Source organism: Blautia sp. MSJ-36, assembly GCF_018917985.1.
Classification (GTDB): domain Bacteria; phylum Bacillota; class Clostridia; order Lachnospirales; family Lachnospiraceae; genus Blautia_A.
In genome coordinates this window covers 1-15,733 of the sequence record NZ_JAHLPQ010000027.1, presented here as the reverse complement: position 1 = coordinate 15,733, position 15,733 = coordinate 1, and the positions used below count along the sequence as shown (strand labels likewise).

The 15,733-nt window shown below is 46.5% G+C and carries 13 protein-coding genes; 11 read left to right on the top strand and 2 right to left on the bottom strand.

Going from position 1 to position 15,733, the window contains the following annotated elements:
* Window positions 1–18: 18 nt before the first annotated feature.
* The 5 genes from KQI39_RS14220 (at window position 19) to KQI39_RS14200 (ending at window position 4,852) form a co-directional block, all read left to right on the top strand.
* Window positions 19–681 carry a DUF3786 domain-containing protein gene (locus tag KQI39_RS14220; RefSeq protein WP_118369155.1) on the top strand — a complete coding sequence of 221 codons (663 nt, stop codon included), beginning with the start codon at window positions 19–21 and terminating at the stop codon, window positions 679–681.
* Window positions 682–779: 98 nt separating this feature from the next.
* Window positions 780–2,465 carry a formate--tetrahydrofolate ligase gene (locus KQI39_RS14215; protein ID WP_015525292.1) on the top strand — a complete coding sequence of 562 codons (1,686 nt, stop codon included), beginning with the start codon at window positions 780–782 and terminating at the stop codon, window positions 2,463–2,465.
* A 99-nt stretch (window positions 2,466–2,564) separates the two neighbouring features.
* Window positions 2,565–3,194, top strand: coding sequence for a cyclodeaminase/cyclohydrolase family protein (locus tag KQI39_RS14210; protein ID WP_021977714.1), 630 nt, complete (start codon window positions 2,565–2,567; stop codon window positions 3,192–3,194).
* A 14-nt stretch (window positions 3,195–3,208) separates the two neighbouring features.
* Complete coding sequence (locus KQI39_RS14205) at window positions 3,209–4,060, top strand: bifunctional 5,10-methylenetetrahydrofolate dehydrogenase/5,10-methenyltetrahydrofolate cyclohydrolase (RefSeq protein ID WP_118062494.1); 852 nt, start codon at window positions 3,209–3,211, stop codon at window positions 4,058–4,060.
* A gap of 30 nt (window positions 4,061–4,090) precedes the next feature.
* On the top strand, window positions 4,091–4,852 hold the full coding sequence (locus tag KQI39_RS14200; RefSeq protein ID WP_330654069.1) for a glucosaminidase domain-containing protein: 762 nt from the start codon (window positions 4,091–4,093) through the stop codon (window positions 4,850–4,852).
* A 421-nt stretch (window positions 4,853–5,273) separates the two neighbouring features.
* On the opposite strand, the gene KQI39_RS14195 is transcribed toward KQI39_RS14200, so the two are convergent.
* Window positions 5,274–6,782 carry a 4Fe-4S dicluster domain-containing protein gene (locus tag KQI39_RS14195; protein WP_216419129.1) on the bottom strand — a complete coding sequence of 503 codons (1,509 nt, stop codon included), beginning with the start codon at window positions 6,780–6,782 and terminating at the stop codon, window positions 5,274–5,276.
* A gap of 399 nt (window positions 6,783–7,181) precedes the next feature.
* Here KQI39_RS14195 and KQI39_RS14190 point away from each other — a divergent pair, with 399 nt between their 5' ends.
* The 4 genes from KQI39_RS14190 (at window position 7,182) to spoIVA (ending at window position 12,857) form a co-directional block, all read left to right on the top strand.
* Window positions 7,182–7,661, top strand: a complete 480-nt coding sequence (locus KQI39_RS14190) for a complex I 24 kDa subunit family protein (RefSeq protein WP_021977710.1) — start codon at window positions 7,182–7,184, stop codon at window positions 7,659–7,661.
* On the top strand, window positions 7,658–9,529 hold the full coding sequence (locus tag KQI39_RS14185) for an NADH-quinone oxidoreductase subunit NuoF (protein WP_216419127.1): 1,872 nt from the start codon (window positions 7,658–7,660) through the stop codon (window positions 9,527–9,529). The genes KQI39_RS14190 and KQI39_RS14185 overlap by 4 nt, the downstream gene beginning before the upstream one ends.
* Before the next feature lie 15 nt (window positions 9,530–9,544).
* Entirely contained in the window at window positions 9,545–11,242 is a 1,698-nt protein-coding gene (locus tag KQI39_RS14180) for a [FeFe] hydrogenase, group A (RefSeq protein ID WP_216419125.1), read from the top strand.
* Window positions 11,243–11,387: 145 nt separating this feature from the next.
* A complete protein-coding gene (gene spoIVA / locus KQI39_RS14175; protein WP_216419123.1) occupies window positions 11,388–12,857 on the top strand; it encodes a stage IV sporulation protein A in 1,470 nt (489 codons plus the stop codon).
* Between the two features lie 83 nt (window positions 12,858–12,940).
* Here the strand turns inward: spoIVA and KQI39_RS14170 are convergent, their stop codons facing one another.
* Window positions 12,941–13,102 (bottom strand): hypothetical protein, encoded by a 162-nt coding sequence (locus KQI39_RS14170; RefSeq protein WP_173762604.1) that lies wholly within the window; start codon window positions 13,100–13,102, stop codon window positions 12,941–12,943.
* Between the two features lie 169 nt (window positions 13,103–13,271).
* Here KQI39_RS14170 and KQI39_RS14165 point away from each other — a divergent pair, with 169 nt between their 5' ends.
* Window positions 13,272–14,108 (top strand): S8 family peptidase, encoded by an 837-nt coding sequence (locus tag KQI39_RS14165; RefSeq protein ID WP_216419121.1) that lies wholly within the window; start codon window positions 13,272–13,274, stop codon window positions 14,106–14,108.
* Between the two features lie 163 nt (window positions 14,109–14,271).
* A complete protein-coding gene (locus KQI39_RS14160; RefSeq protein ID WP_148447203.1) occupies window positions 14,272–15,483 on the top strand; it encodes an NADP-dependent isocitrate dehydrogenase in 1,212 nt (403 codons plus the stop codon).
* The last annotated feature ends 250 nt before the right edge of the window (window positions 15,484–15,733 follow it).

The window sequence follows — 15,733 nt, the reverse complement described above, 5'->3', positions numbered from 1 at the left end:
AAACAGCAGAGGTAAAACATGGCTTTTAGTATAAATGACTTGAATTATGAAAAAGACAGCAAAGAAAGAATGCCCTGGGAGCATTATACAGAGGAGTTCGCTAAGGTAGACCCGGCAGAAATTGCCGGACGTCTTTCACTTCCTTATGACGAAGAGAAGAAAGAACTGACTCTGAAATTCCTGGGAAGCGTTTATTATATTTCCTGGCCGGATTTTCAGGTAACTCATGAGGAAGATGATGCGGGATTTTATCCTCTTGAGGAAATGCATTATGCAAAGATCCTTGCTATCCGTTTTCTGCTGAACGGGAATGTATCTCAGGGAAGCGGAAGGTTTAAAACATACAGGGAAATGCCCTGGGGAGAGGTTTATCTCCGTCAGTTTGATGGCAGGTGCATCAAACGCCTGGCTTTCACATACGGAAACAGACTTAAGGATTTCAAGGAAATTATGGAACACATCCATGCGGTTCCCGTGGATCATGGAGATATTGCATACCAGGTGGAGATCTTTCCAGGATATGTAGTTCAGATGATCCTCTGGGAGGGCGATGATGAGTTCCCGCCGTCCTCACAGATCTTGTTTTCTGATAATTTTCCGGTTTCCTTTGCGGCTGAGGATATGGCCGTTATGGGAGACGTTATCATTGGGTCTTTAAAGGCATTTCTGAAATGTCTTTAAAAATGAAAAATAGTTAAGAACAGGATGGGACCTGTTTTTATAGAAATGCAGTTTTAAGGGATTAAAAACTGTAAAAATACCTAAAGGGAGGTAACATTATGGGATTTAAAAGTGACATCGAAATTGCACAGGAGTGCGAAATGCTTCCAATCACACAGATTGCAGAGAAGGCAGGTATTGATGACAAATATCTGGAGCAGTACGGAAAGTACAAAGCAAAAATTGATTACAATCTGTTAAAAGAGAGTGACAAGAAAGATGGTAAGCTGATCCTCGTAACAGCTATCAACCCGACACCAGCAGGAGAGGGAAAAACAACAACAACCGTTGGTCTTGCAGATGCAATGCAGAAAATGGGCAAAAAAGTGATGGTTGCTCTTCGTGAGCCATCCCTCGGACCGGTATTCGGTGTAAAAGGTGGTGCAGCAGGCGGCGGTTATGCACAGGTAGTTCCGATGGAGGATATCAACCTTCACTTTACCGGTGACTTCCATGCGATCGGTGCGGCAAACAACCTTCTTGCAGCAATGATCGACAACCATATCTTCCAGGGTAATGACCTGAACATTGACCCGAGAAAGATCACATGGAGACGTTGCGTGGACATGAACGACCGTCAGCTTCGTAATGTAGTAGATGGTCTTGGCGGAAGAACAAACGGTATGCCACGTGAAGACGGATACGACATTACAGTTGCATCTGAGATCATGGCAGTTCTCTGTCTTGCAAGCGACATCAAAGACCTGAAAGAGAGACTTTCCAGAATTATCATCGGATATACCTATGGTAAAGTTTCCGAGCAGAAACCGGTAACAGCTGGTGATCTTCATGCAGAGGGTGCTATGACAGCACTTCTGAAAGATGCCCTGAAACCAAACCTTGTACAGACACTGGAGCATGTTCCGGCAATCGTTCACGGCGGACCATTCGCAAACATCGCTCATGGATGTAACTCCGTAACAGCTACCAAGATGGCTATGAAACTTGCAGATTATGCTATCACAGAGGCTGGATTCGGTGCAGACCTTGGTGCTGAGAAATTCCTTGACATCAAGTGCCGTATGGCAGGCCTTCATCCAAGCGCAGTTGTTATCGTAGCTACTGTTCGTGCACTGAAATACAACGGTGGTGTTCCGAAGGCAGATCTGAACAACGAGAACCTTGAGGCTCTTGAGAAAGGTCTTCCAAACCTTCTGAAACATGTAAGCAATATCAAGAATGTATACAAACTTCCATGTGTAGTTGCTATCAATGCATTCCCGACCGATACCAAGGCAGAGCTTGACCTGGTTGAGGCAAAATGTAAAGAGCTTGGCGTTAACGTTGCACTTTCCGAGGTATGGGCAAAAGGCGGCGAAGGCGGCATGAAGCTTGCTGAGGAAGTGATCCGTCTTGTTGAGGAGCCGAATGACTTCACATATGCTTATGAGCTTGAGGGATCTATCGAGGATAAACTGAACAACATCGTACAGAAAGTTTACGGTGGTAAGAAAGTTGTTCTGACAGCAAACGCTCAGAAACAGGCAAAACAGCTGGAAGCTCTTGGATTTGGCAACTGCCCGATCTGTGTAGCTAAGACACAGTACAGCCTGACTGATGATCAGACAAAACTTGGTGCACCGACAGATTTTGAGGTAACAGTACGTAACCTGAAGATTTCCGCAGGTGCAGGATTTATCGTTGCCCTGACAGGTGAGATCATGACCATGCCAGGTCTTCCAAAAGTTCCGGCAGCAACCAAGATCGATGTAGATGAGACAGGTAAGATCACAGGCCTCTTCTAATCGGAACATAAGATCAAAAACTACCGGAGGGGGCTTTTTATAAAAGCCCCCAATGGGCTCTAAAGAGTGCTAAAATAAGAATATAAGGAGGAGAGTCCTATGGGATTTTCTACCAGTACATGTACTGAATTTGTTGAGGTATTAAGCTCCAAGGCACCGGTTCCTGGCGGCGGCGGCGCTTCTGCTCTTGTAGGTGCGGTTGGTACAGCTCTTGGAAACATGGTTGGAAGCCTTACTGTTGGCAAGAAAAAATATGCAGATGTTGAGGACGAGATGTGGGAGCTGAAAAAGAAATGTGATCAGCTTCAGAAAGATTTTCTTCATCTGATCGAGAGAGACGCAGAAGTATTTGAGCCTCTTTCCAAAGCTTACGGAATGCCAAGAGAGACAGAGGAAGAAAAAGCAGAGAAAGCCCGCGTTATGGAGGCTGCTCTGAAAGAAGCCTGCTCTGTTCCGATGGAGATCATGGAGAAATGCTGTGAGGCCATTGAACTTATCGTTGAGTTCGGTGCAAAAGGTTCCAAGCTTGCAATCAGCGATGCTGGTGTAGGTGCTGCATTCTGCAAAGCTGCTCTTAAGGGAGCAAGCCTGAATGTATACATCAATACAAAGTCCATGGCAGATCGTGCGTATGCAGAGGAATTGAACAAAAAAGCAGACGCTATGCTTGAGAAATATACAAAGATCGCAGACGAGACATTTGACAGTGTTCTCGGAAGACTGAAATAGGAGGAACCAGACAAATGGCAAAGCAGTTATTAGGTAAAGAAGTAACAGCAGCTCTTAACGAGAAGATCAAAGCTAACGTTGCAGAGCTTCAGGCAAAAGGTGTAAATCCTACACTTTGCATTATCCGTGTTGGTGAGAATCCAAGCGATATTTCCTATGAGAGAGGAGCAACCAAACGTTGCGAGACTCTTGGGGTTGCATGTGAGAAGATTCTTCTTCCGGAGGATGTTTCCCAGGATGAGCTTCTTGCAACTATCGATAAAGTAAACAAAGATGACAAGATTCACGGCGTTCTTCTGTTCCGTCCGCTTCCGAAACATCTGGATCAGGCAGTGATCGAGAATGCTCTTGCAGCAGAAAAAGATGTTGACTGTATGACAGATCTTTCCATGTCCGGTGTATTCACAGGCAAAAAGATTGGATTCCCGCCATGTACACCACAGGCATGCATGGAGATCCTGGATCATTATGGAATCGACTGCACAGGTAAAAAAGCTGTTGTAATCGGAAGAAGCCTTGTAGTTGGTAAACCGGCTGCCATGATGCTTGTTAAGAAAAATGCGACAGTTACTATCTGCCACACAAGAACCGTTGATATGCCATCCGTTGCAAAAGAGGCTGATATTGTTATCGTTGCAGCTGGCCGTGCTGGTGTTGTTGGGGCTGACTATGTCAGAGAGGGACAGACAATCATCGATGTTGGTATCAATGTAAACGCTGAGGGTAAACTTTGCGGTGATGTTGATTATGCGGCAGTTGAGCCGATCGTTGATGCGATTACACCGGTTCCTGGCGGAGTTGGAAGTGTTACAACTTCTGTTCTTGTAGGTCATGTAGTTGAAGCTGCAATGAGAAAAGCGCAGTAATAGCAGTAATAAAGGATTGATTATTTATATATGTACAGATTCCGAAATTGTTTTTGTTTACGGATGATGGTGCTTGCAGGCGTTCTGGTGTTCGGAACGCCTGCAGGTGTTTTGGCAGAGGATGTGGATCATTCCATGGAAGGGCAGATTTCGAAGCCGCAGTCATCCGGAGAGAGTGATACAGATAGTTTTGTGGATGATTCCACAGATAATACTTATGGATATTATACGATCATGGGGTGTACCACAGTGGATGTGGAGGATATGGTGGCGCAGTATGAGGCGCAGAATGTGGAATATCCTTCGGATGTCCTGACAGAGGGTGGTGCACCGGATATTGATTCGTTTTGCACGATTGTGATAGAGGAAGCGGATGCGGAGGGTGTCCGTGGGGAAGTTGTTTATGAGCAGGCGATGCTTGAGACTGGATGGCTCCAGTTTGGCGGGGATGCCAGTGCGGGGCAGTTTAATTTTTCCGGGCTTGGGACTACTGGGGGTGGTGTTGCCGGGAATTCGTTTCCGGATGTGAGGACCGGGATCCGGGCGCAGGTGCAGCATCTGAAGGCTTATGCGTCTTCGGAGGAATTGGTGCAGGCTTGTGTGGATAATCGGTTTCAGTATGTTGCCCGGGAGAGTGCTCCTTATGTGGAGTGGCTTGGGATTCAGGAGAATCCTTATGGGGGCGGATGGGCTGCTGGGAGGAGTTATGGGTATAAGCTTCGGAGCCTTCTGGCGGATCTGAAAGATGAGGAGTATGTCTGGCCGGAGAGTACGGAGACGGTGGAGAGGTAGTGGCGGAGGGGACGGCCCGGAAGGGAGTGAGGTTCTGTCCGCGGCCGGGCTTCGTCGGTGGCTGGTTCTAAGGCGCCGGGATTCTGCTAAAACCATTTTCCAAAAGCCAGAACTTGCGGCTTTTGCCGCTCAGACAGCTGACTTTTGAAAAATAACGCAGAAGTCCCGCCGCCTAAGATCCAGCACACCTCCTGCAGAGTCGTCCGCAGACAGAACCTCACTCCCTTCCGGGCCTGTGTGTTGGCCGTGGTAGGCTGTCTGGCTATACGGTAGGATGTGGATGAGGGACGGAGGCGGGCTTTGCCCTGTCCTGGTTGATAAAAATGGAGATGTAACCTTGAGGTTTAATTAAGGTTTCATCTCCGTTTTTGGTTTCGTATAAAATATTTCTGGGAATTATCTGGAAAAATATTTCGATATATTAGTTCAGTTCCAGGTTCTCCAGTTCCTGTGAGGGAAGCTTGGGTTCTGAGGTGTCTACGTATTTTTTGAGGGCTTTGGAGGTTTTGGCAAAGCCGGCATTGGTTCCGGCGCCGCCGATGCAGCCTCCTGGGCAGGCCATGCCTTCGATCATGCAGTTTTTGATCTTGCCGGCTTTGGCGAGGGTGAGGACTTTTTTGCATTCGGAAAGGCTTTCTGCGTGTTCGATGTGTACGGGTACGTCGGGGTAGTATTCTTTCAGGCAGTTTTCGATGGCTCCGGCTACGCCGCCTGCGATGGCGTAGCCTCTTCCAGCTGCAGTTGCGGCCTGGGTTTCTTCCGGTAGTTCTTCGCAGGCGGATGGGGTGATGTTTTTGGCATCAAAGAGGCCCCAGAGTTCTTCGAAGGTGATTACGAAGTCTACGTCACTTCTTACGGAATGGCGCATGGCTTCCAGTTTTTTGGAGGCGCATGGTCCGATGAAGACTACTTTTGCGTTAGGGTGTTCTTTTTTTACAATGCGTGCGGTTGCTACCATCGGGGTCAGCTCCTGGGAGATGTTATCGATCATGGCCGGGAAGTATTTCTTTGCCATGACGGACCAGGACGGGCAGCAGGAGGTGAGGAGGAACGGAAGATTGCCGGTTGCTACTTCTTTGGCGTAGTGGTGTGCCTCGGAGATGCAGCCGATGTCTGCGCCCAGTGCTACCTCATAAATGTTTGAGAAGCCCAGCTGTTTAAGGGCGGAGCGGAATTTGCCCGGGGTGACGTCTTCGCCGAACTGGTTGATGTAGGCGGGAGCGATTTCTGCAATGATCTCGGTTCCTTCGCGAAGGGCGTGGGACAGCTGGAAAATCTGGGATTTGTCGGAGATGGCTCCGAATGGGCAGCTGACCATGCACATGCCACAGGATACGCATTTGTCCTGATTGATGGATGCGCGTCCCTGTTCGTCGCTTTCGATGGCTTTTACGCCGCAGGCGCGTTCGCAGGGACGTTCTTTGTGGGCGATGGCGTCGTAGGGACAGACGGATTTGCATCTTCCGCAGTGGATGCATTTGTCCTGGTCGATAAAAGATTTTCCGTCTACCATGGAGATGGCGCCTTTGGGACAGGTGAGCATACAGGGATGTGCGACGCAGCCGCGGCACATGTTGCTGACTTCGTATTTGTTGGATTCGCATGCGGAACATGCAGAAGGGATCACCTGCATAAGAGGTGGTTCGTAATATTTCTCATCAATGTTGCTGGCTTTTACGCCGTCAGTCAGATGGACGGAACGGTTCTCCGGACGGAGAGAAAGGCCCATGGCCAGGCGGACACGTTCGCTTGCAACAGCTCTTTCGCGGTAGATACTTTCACGGTATTTCGCACGTTCTTCTACAATATTGTAGGGAATGGATTCAATATCGTGGATCAGGGATTCGTCCGTGGATTCAAATCCGATCTTTGCAATTTCTGTAAAAATTTTGCGTCGGATCTGTTTAACTGGTGTGTCGAGATTTCGCATAGAGGTTCTCCTTTTCAAAATAAGATTAATAAAATGTTTTCCACGCACTTTTCTTTCATATTAAAGTAAATGAGAAATAAAATCAATAAAAGGAAATGTTTTTTACCAGGAACATAAAAGAAATTTGTTTCTTTATTATCACAGCTGTTAAAAATTGAACATTTTTTAGAGAAAATAGACACAAAATCAGTAAGTCATTGTAAACTTTTCGATATATTCTGAAAAAACTGAAAAAAGCACTTGTGGAAAATGACGATATAAGTTATAATTAAAAGCACAAAAATAGTGCAAAATAATGGTTTGCATAAACGCGGGGCACTGACAGAGTGTTAAAGGATTAACCTGTAGTGGAACAGGTTGATCAAGTGGAAAATCTATGAGAAACAAGGAGGGAACCGAATGTTAGACCAGACGTATTACAAGAAAACGGATGAGATCATCGAGCACTACGGCCGGAAAGCTGCATCACTGATTCCGATCATGCAGGATATCCAGGCTGAGTATCGTTATCTTCCGGGAGAGCTTCTTACTTATGTTGCGGAACAGATTGGTGTAAAAGAAGCGAAGGCGTACAGTGTAGCCACTTTCTATGAGAACTTTTCCTTTGAGCCGAAGGGCAAGTACATCATCAAGGTATGTGATGGTACTGCCTGTCATGTACGTAAGTCCATGCCTGTTAAGGAAGCCATGCTGAAAGAGCTTGGACTGACCCATAAGAAACATACAACGGATGATATGCTTTTTACAGTTGAGACTGTTTCCTGTCTGGGTGCATGTGGACTGGCGCCGACACTGACTGTAAATGATGAAGTTCACCCGAAAATGACTCCTGAGAAGGCTGTTGAGCTTTTAAATGAATTGAGAGGTGAGAGCGTATGAGTATAACCAGTATGGAAGATCTGAAAAACAAACAGGCTGAGGTTAAGAAGAATCTTGATGGCTATACCTGCCGTGTTCTCGTCTGTTCCGGTACCGGATGTATCGCTTCCGGTGCTCAGAAGATTTACGAAGAAATGTCAAGACTCTGTGAGGGTATCGAGGGTGTTGCGGTTGAGATGCAGAAAGATGTTCCTCATGTAGGTATCGTTAAGACCGGATGCCAGGGCTTATGTGAACTTGGACCTCTTATGAGAATTGAGCCATATGATTATCAGTATGTTCATGTTCAGGTAGATGACTGCCGCGAGATCGTAGAGAAAACCGTGATCTGCGGACTGCCGGTTGACCGTCTGTTCTATCGTCACAATGATGAGGCCTGTCCACATCCAAGCGATATTCCGTTCCTGAACCAGCAGACAAGAATCGTTCTTGAGAACTGTGGTAAGATCGATGCAGAGTCTATTGATGAATATATTTCCGTAGGTGGATTTTCCGCTATGGCGAAGGCTTTCTTTGAGATGACCCCACAGGGCGTTATTGATGAGATTACGAAATCTGGTCTTCGTGGCCGTGGCGGTGCAGGTTTCCCTGCAGGCAAGAAATGGTCACAGGTAGCACGCCAGCCGGAGAAAGTACGCTATGTAGTATGTAATGGTGATGAGGGTGACCCGGGAGCTTTCATGGATGGTTCCGTAATGGAAGGTGATCCGTATAAGATGATTGAGGGTATGGTGATCGCCGCTTATGCAGTAGGCGCAGAAGACGGTTACATCTATGTACGTGCCGAGTATCCTCTTTCTGTACAGAGACTTCGAATGGCCATTGAGCAGGCAGAGTCTTATGGCCTCCTTGGTGATAATATCCTTGGTTCCGGTATTAATTTCCACTTACATATCAACCGTGGTGCCGGAGCATTCGTATGTGGTGAAGGTTCTGCCCTGACTGCATCCATCGAGGGTAACAGAGGTATGCCTCGAGTAAAACCTCCGAGAACTGTTGAACAGGGTCTGTGGGGCAAACCTACGGTTCTGAATAACGTAGAGACTTATGCCAACGTACCGAAAATCATCCTTCAGGGTGCTGACTGGTTCCATACCATCGGTACAGAGGGAAGCCCTGGAACCAAGACTTTCTCGCTTACCGGTTCTATTGAGAACACCGGTCTTATTGAGGTTCCGATGGGAACAAGCCTCCGTCATATCATTTATGATATCGGTGGCGGTCTTAAGAGTGGTGCTGCATTTAAGGGTGTACAGATCGGCGGTCCTTCCGGTGGATGTCTGATCGACGATCAGATCGATCATCCTCTTGATTTTGATTCTGTTAAGAAACTGGATGCCATCATGGGTTCCGGTGGACTTGTTGTTATGGATGAGAATACCTGTATGGTAGAGGTTGCACGTTTCTTCATGAGCTTTACACAGCGTGAGAGCTGCGGTAAATGTGTTCCTTGCCGTGAGGGTACCAAACGTATGCTTGAGATCCTGGAGAAGATCGTTGCAGGTAAAGGTGAACTTTCCGATCTGGATGAGCTGGAAGAACTTGCAAACATGGTTCAGAGTATGGCTCTGTGTGGTCTTGGTAAGAGTGCACCGCTTCCGGTCATCAGTACTCTGAAGCGTTTCCGTGACGAATATGTAGAGCATATCGTAGATAAAAAATGCCGTGCGAAGGTCTGCACGGCGCTCCGTCAATTCCATATCAATCCTGAATTCTGTATCGGCTGCGGCAAATGTGCAAAGAACTGCCCTGCAGGCGCAATTTCAGGAAAGATCAAGCATCCACATGTAATCAACAACGACGTATGTATCAAATGCGGTTCCTGCAAGGATAACTGTAACTTTGATGCGATTTATGTGGAAGCATAGAAGGGAGGATATCTTATGGGTACAATGACAATTGACGGAAGAAAAGTAGAATTTACCGACGAAAAAAATGTCCTGACAGTCATCAGGAATGCCGGTATCAATATCCCCACACTGTGCTATCATTCAGAGGTTTCCACATTTGGTGCCTGTCGTCTCTGTACAGTTGAGGATGACAGAGGTAAGACATTTGCCTCCTGTTCCGAGCAGCCGAGAGACGGAATGGTTATCTATACCAACTCCGGCCGTATTAAGAAATATCGTAAACTGATCGTGGAATTACTTCTTGCAGCACATTGCCGTGACTGTACAACCTGTGTAAAGAGCGGTGAGTGTATCCTGCAGGAGCTGGCACATCGCCTTGGTGTACGTAACATCCGTTTTGAAAATACGAGAGAGCAGCATGAGATCGATGAAAGCTCACCGTCCATTATCCGTGATCCGAACAAATGTATCCTCTGCGGTAACTGTGTACGTGCCTGTGAGGAACTTCAGGGAATCGGAGCTCTTGGTTTTGCGTTCCGTGGAACTGAGGCTATGGTCATGCCTGCATTTAACAAGAAGATCACAGAAACACAGTGTGTAAACTGTGGACAGTGTCGTGTTTACTGCCCGACAGGAGCTATTTCCATCCGTACACATATGGACGAGGTATGGGATGCTCTGGCTGATAAGGATACCCGTGTGGTTGCACAGATCGCGCCGGCAGTCCGTGTTGCAGTTGGTGATCATTATGGCCTTGCCAAAGGCAGAAGTGTAATGGGCAAGATCGTAAATGCTCTTCATAAGATGGGCTTTGATGAAGTCTATGATACAACCTTCAGTGCTGACCTTACCATTATGGAAGAGACCAAGGAGTTCTTAAACAGAGTGGAAAAAGGCGAGAACCTTCCACTCCTGACTTCCTGCTGTCCGGCATGGGTGAAGTTCATCACCGATCAGTATAAAGAATATGTTCCGAATATCTCTACCTGCCGTTCCCCACAGGGAATGATGTCTGCGGTTATCAAGGAATACTTCCGTGATCCGGAGCATGCAGCAGGCAAGAAGACTGTTATGGTTTCCATTATGCCATGTACCGCCAAGAAAGCAGAGGCGATCCGCCCGAATAGCTTTACCGATGGCGAGCAGGATACCGATATCGTTATCACAACCACAGAGCTTCTCCGCATGATCGACAACTTTGGTCTTGATTTTGCGACACTGGATCCGGAAGCATGTGATATGCCGTTTGGATTTGGTTCCGGCGGTGGCGTTATCTTTGGTGTTACCGGTGGTGTTACCGAGGCAGTTCTTCGAAGACTGAGCCCGGATCACAGCAAGGAAGCCATGCATGAGATTGCAGAGTGCGGTGTTCGTGGTGAAGAGGGAATCAAGGAATTTACCGTACCGTACAAGGGAATGGATATCAATGTATGCGTAGCCAGCGGCCTTGCAAATGCAAGAACCGTTATGGAACGTGTAAAGAACGGCGAGGCAAACTATCACCTGATCGAGGTTATGGCATGCCGCCGTGGATGTATCATGGGTGGAGGTCAGCCGACCAGATCCGGTGACAGAACCAAGGCTGCCAGAGCAAGAGGTCTGTACAATGCAGATAACACCATGATCATCAAGAAATCCGATGAGAACCCACTGGTTCTGGAGCTTTATGAGGGACTTCTCAAAGGCAAAGAGCATCATCTGCTTCACAATGAGTTCTATATCAAAGACTGATGTAAGAAATATGAAGAGCTGCTGTTCCCGGTGAACAGCAGCATATAAGAAGCCTCCCGGGCATATACTGTGGTATGTGGGAACTGTCCTTTTTAAGACGTTTCCCGGAACTTACAGGCCAGTATATGCAGGGAGGCTTTTTTATATGGAAAACTTTCAGGTTTACCGTGATATCCAGGCGCGGACGGGCGGGGATATCTACATAGGGGTTGTGGGCCCGGTTCGTACAGGAAAATCCACATTTATCCGGAGATTTATGGAGCTGGTGGCATTGCCATCGATCAGTGAGGGAAAAAGAGCGGAGCTTCAGGATGAACTGCCACTTAGCGGTGCCGGCAAAATGATTACCACCGTAGAACCCAAATTTATTCCAAAAGAAGCAGTGGAAGTATCCATAGGGGAAAAACAGAAAATCCGGGTAAAACTTATTGACTGTGTAGGCTTTCTGGTAAAAGATGCATCCGGAAATGTGGAAGAGGGCAGGGAGCGGATGGTTAAAACTCCCTGGCAGGAAAAAGCGATCCCGTTTCATGATGCAGCCCGCATCGGGACGGAAAAAGTGATCAGCCAGCATTCCACCATCGGAATTGTAGTCACAACAGACGGAAGCTTCGGGGAGATCCCCAGAGAAAATTTTATCCCGGCAGAGGAACAGACCATAAAAGAACTGAAAGCCCAGGGAAAACCATTTCTGATTCTGGTAAATTCCCAGACTCCATACAGCGAGGAAACCGGAAAAACCGTAAAAAATTTGGAAGAGAAATATGGAGTATCCGTTCTGGCAGTAAACTGTGAACAGCTCCGTAAAGAAGATGTGACCAGAATCCTGGAAAAAATCCTCTATGAATTTCCAGTCAGTGAGATTGAACTGTTTGTTCCGAAGTGGGTGGAAATGCTTTCTCCGGAACATGAAGTCAAAGCAGCACTGTTAAAGGAGATCCGGGAAAAGATGACCGGACTTACCCATGTGCGGGATGTAACCAGAGAATCGGTACATCTGGAAAGTCCGTACGTGGAAGACACACTTCTTGAGCAGGTCAGCCTTTCCGACGGAACGGTCCGTATCCGGATCGCAGTAAAAGATATTTATTATTATCAGATGCTCAGTGAAATGAGCGGAATCTCCATGGAAAGTGAATATGAGCTGATCCAGACTATGAAAGAACTGGCCGGAATGAAGGAGCAGTTTGTAAAAGTCCAGGCAGCCTTGGAGGCGGTAAAAGGTACTGGCTATGGGGTGGTGGTGCCGGAGCTTTCCGAGATCACCATTGAGGAACCGGAAGTGATCCGCCAGGGAAACAAATTCGGAGTGAAGATCCGGTCAAAAAGCCCTTCCATCCATATGATACGGGCAGGGATCGAAACGGAGATCGCCCCCATTGTCGGTACGGAGCAGCAGGCAGAAGATCTGATAAAGTATATCAAGGAAAGCCCGGACCGGGGAGAAAGCATCTGGGAAACCAACATTTTCGGAAAATCCATCCAGCAGCTGGTAGAAGACGGAATCAAAAACAAACTGGCCATGATCAGTGAAGAAAGCCAGGTAAAACTCCAGGATACCATGCAGAAGATCGTAAACGACAGCAAAGGCGGCTTGGTTTGTATTATCATATGAACAAAATTACGAAGCAATTTTGTTCATGAGCATGTAGCGAGGCGGAATGCGAATATCTTCTTTGCAGTGAAAAAGGACGTTCTTCAGCAGACGTCCTTTTTCTGATGCTGTTTTTTCCATTCCGCAATAAACTGAAGCTGTTCTTGGTCGGAAAGTTCCTGGGAAGCAGCATCGTTACCTGCCGCTGCACAGCAGAAAAGAATAAATATCTGAATCCCGAAGAATACAAGAAAAAAGAGAAGCATAGAAAAACCTCCTTTATTTTTCAGATATGTTAAGCATTGGAGAAAATACTGGATTTTATACATTCTATGAAAAAAAGCACAAAGATATTTTAACGGTTTTCAGTTGCCATTGAACTGTAACCGGAATAAACTAAAGAGAAATCATCTGTCCGGCAGGAGATTTTTGTTTATGTATAGAAGAAAATATACCGGAAAAGGCATCGGTGTGGCAGTGCTGGATACCGGGATTTTTCCACATATAGATTTTGGCAGGCGTATTTTGGCATTCTGTGATTTTACAGAAGGAAAATCAGGCCCCTATGATGATAACGGACATGGAACCCATGTCAGCGGGATTTTGGGCGGGGACGGCACGGCATCCCAGGGCAGATATAAAGGGGCAGCTCCAGGATGTGGCATTGTTGCGCTTAAAGTTCTGGACCGTTTCGGAAATGGCAGCCGGGAAGATGTACTTCGGGCTTTTCAGTGGATTGAAGATTTTGGGAAAATTTATAATATCCGCATTGTCAATATTTCGGTAGGAACAACTTCGCGCAGCGCAAATGAACAGACGGATCTTCTTGCAGGTGTGGAACAGTTGTGGGATAAAGGTTTCATAGTAGTGGCAGCCGCCGGAAACCAGGGGCCTGGGGGCGGCACAGTAACAGCACCGGGAAGCAGCCGGAAGATTATTACCGTAGGTTCCAGTGATATGCTGCAGGGAAACAAGGCAGTTTCCGGAAGAGGACCTACCTTTGAGTGTGTATGCAAGCCGGATCTGGTAGCTCCGGGAAATCGTGTGACTTCCTGTGCACCGGGGCTTCCCTATACGTACCGGATAAAGAGCGGAACTTCCATGTCAACTCCGCTGGTATCTGGAGGAATTGCCTGTCTTCTGGAAAAAGAGCCGCAGCTTTCCAACGTGGAAGTGAAGATGTTGTTAAGAGAAAGCACGGATGATATGGGACTTCCCAGAAATCAGCAGGGATGGGGTAAATTTAACTGTGAAAAATTAATAAAAAACTAAATTATTATACAATTCTTATAAACATAGTGTGGTAAAGCATAAAAGCGTTGACGGAAATGAAAAATATGAGTACAATGTACAGTAAAAGTGCCAAAGAAAGATTCTAAAGGAAAGAGCACCTGGAATCCGGACAGGAGAATAAACCTCAAAAGGAGAAAATAATATGGAAAAAATCAAAATGCAGACACCTTTAGTTGAGATGGATGGAGACGAGATGACACGTATCCTGTGGCAGATCATCAAAGACGAACTTCTCACACCATATCTGGAACTGAATACAGAGTATTATGATCTTGGCCTTGAACACAGAAACGAGACAGACGATCAGGTGACAATTGATGCGGCAGAAGCAACCAAGAAATACGGAGTTGCAGTAAAATGTGCCACCATCACACCCAATGCAGCCAGAATGGAAGAGTATGATCTGAAAAAAATGTACAAGAGTCCGAATGGAACAATCCGTGCCATCCTGGACGGAACCGTATTCCGTGCTCCGATTGTGGTAAAAGGAATTGAGCCATGCGTAAAGAACTGGGTGAAACCGATCACACTTGCACGTCATGCATATGGTGACATCTATAAAAATACAGAATTTTATATTGATAAACCAGGAGATGCATATCTTGTATTTGAGGGCGAGGACGGAGAAGAACGTAAAGAACTGATCCAGCATTTTGACGGAGCAGGTGTTCTCCGTGGCATGCACAACCTGGACGATTCTGTAAAGAGTTTTGCAAGAAGCTGCTTTAATTATGCACTGGATACCAAGCAGGACGTATGGTTCGGAAGCAAGGATACGATTTCCAAGACATATGATGGAAGATTTAAAGAGATTTTCCAGCAGATTTTTGAGGCAGAGTTTAAAGATAAATTCGAGGAAGCCGGCCTGACTTACTTCTACAGCCTGATCGATGATATCGTAGCCCGTGTTATGAAAGCAGACGGCGGATTTATCTGGGCATGCAAGAACTACGATGGAGATGTTATGAGTGATATGGTTTCTTCTGCATTTGGTTCTCTTGCAATGATGACTTCCGTACTGGTATCTCCGAAAGGATATTTCGAGTATGAGGCTGCTCACGGAACGGTTCAGAGACATTATTACCGTCATCTTGAGGGAAAAGAAACCTCCACAAACTCCGTGGCAACAATCTTTGCATGGACAGGAGCACTCCGCAAGAGAGGAGAGCTGGACGGAAATGAAGCACTTGCTGACTTTGCGGGAAAACTGGAAAAAGCAACACTGGATACCATTGAGAGCGGAAAGATGACAAAAGACCTTGCGCTGATCACTTCCCTGAAAGATGTACAGGTGCTGAACAGTAAAGAATTTATCCTTGCTGTCAAAGCAAGACTGGATGAACTGATGGCATAAATAACAGAAATTTTCAAAGTTTCCAGTAATTTCATAAAAATAAAAGAACTGCACCGGAAGATCCTGAGATGGATCCCGGTGCAGTTTTGTTGTATGGCAGAAAAATAAACCACCTGCTCGGCAGGTGGAGGGAGTAGCTTTAGCTTCAAGTAAAAAACCTCCTGTGATAATATAAAAGTGGGTCCGCAAAACTCACATAATATTATCAAGGAGGTATCCAAAATGGATAAGAACAGTTTAAGTCATACAA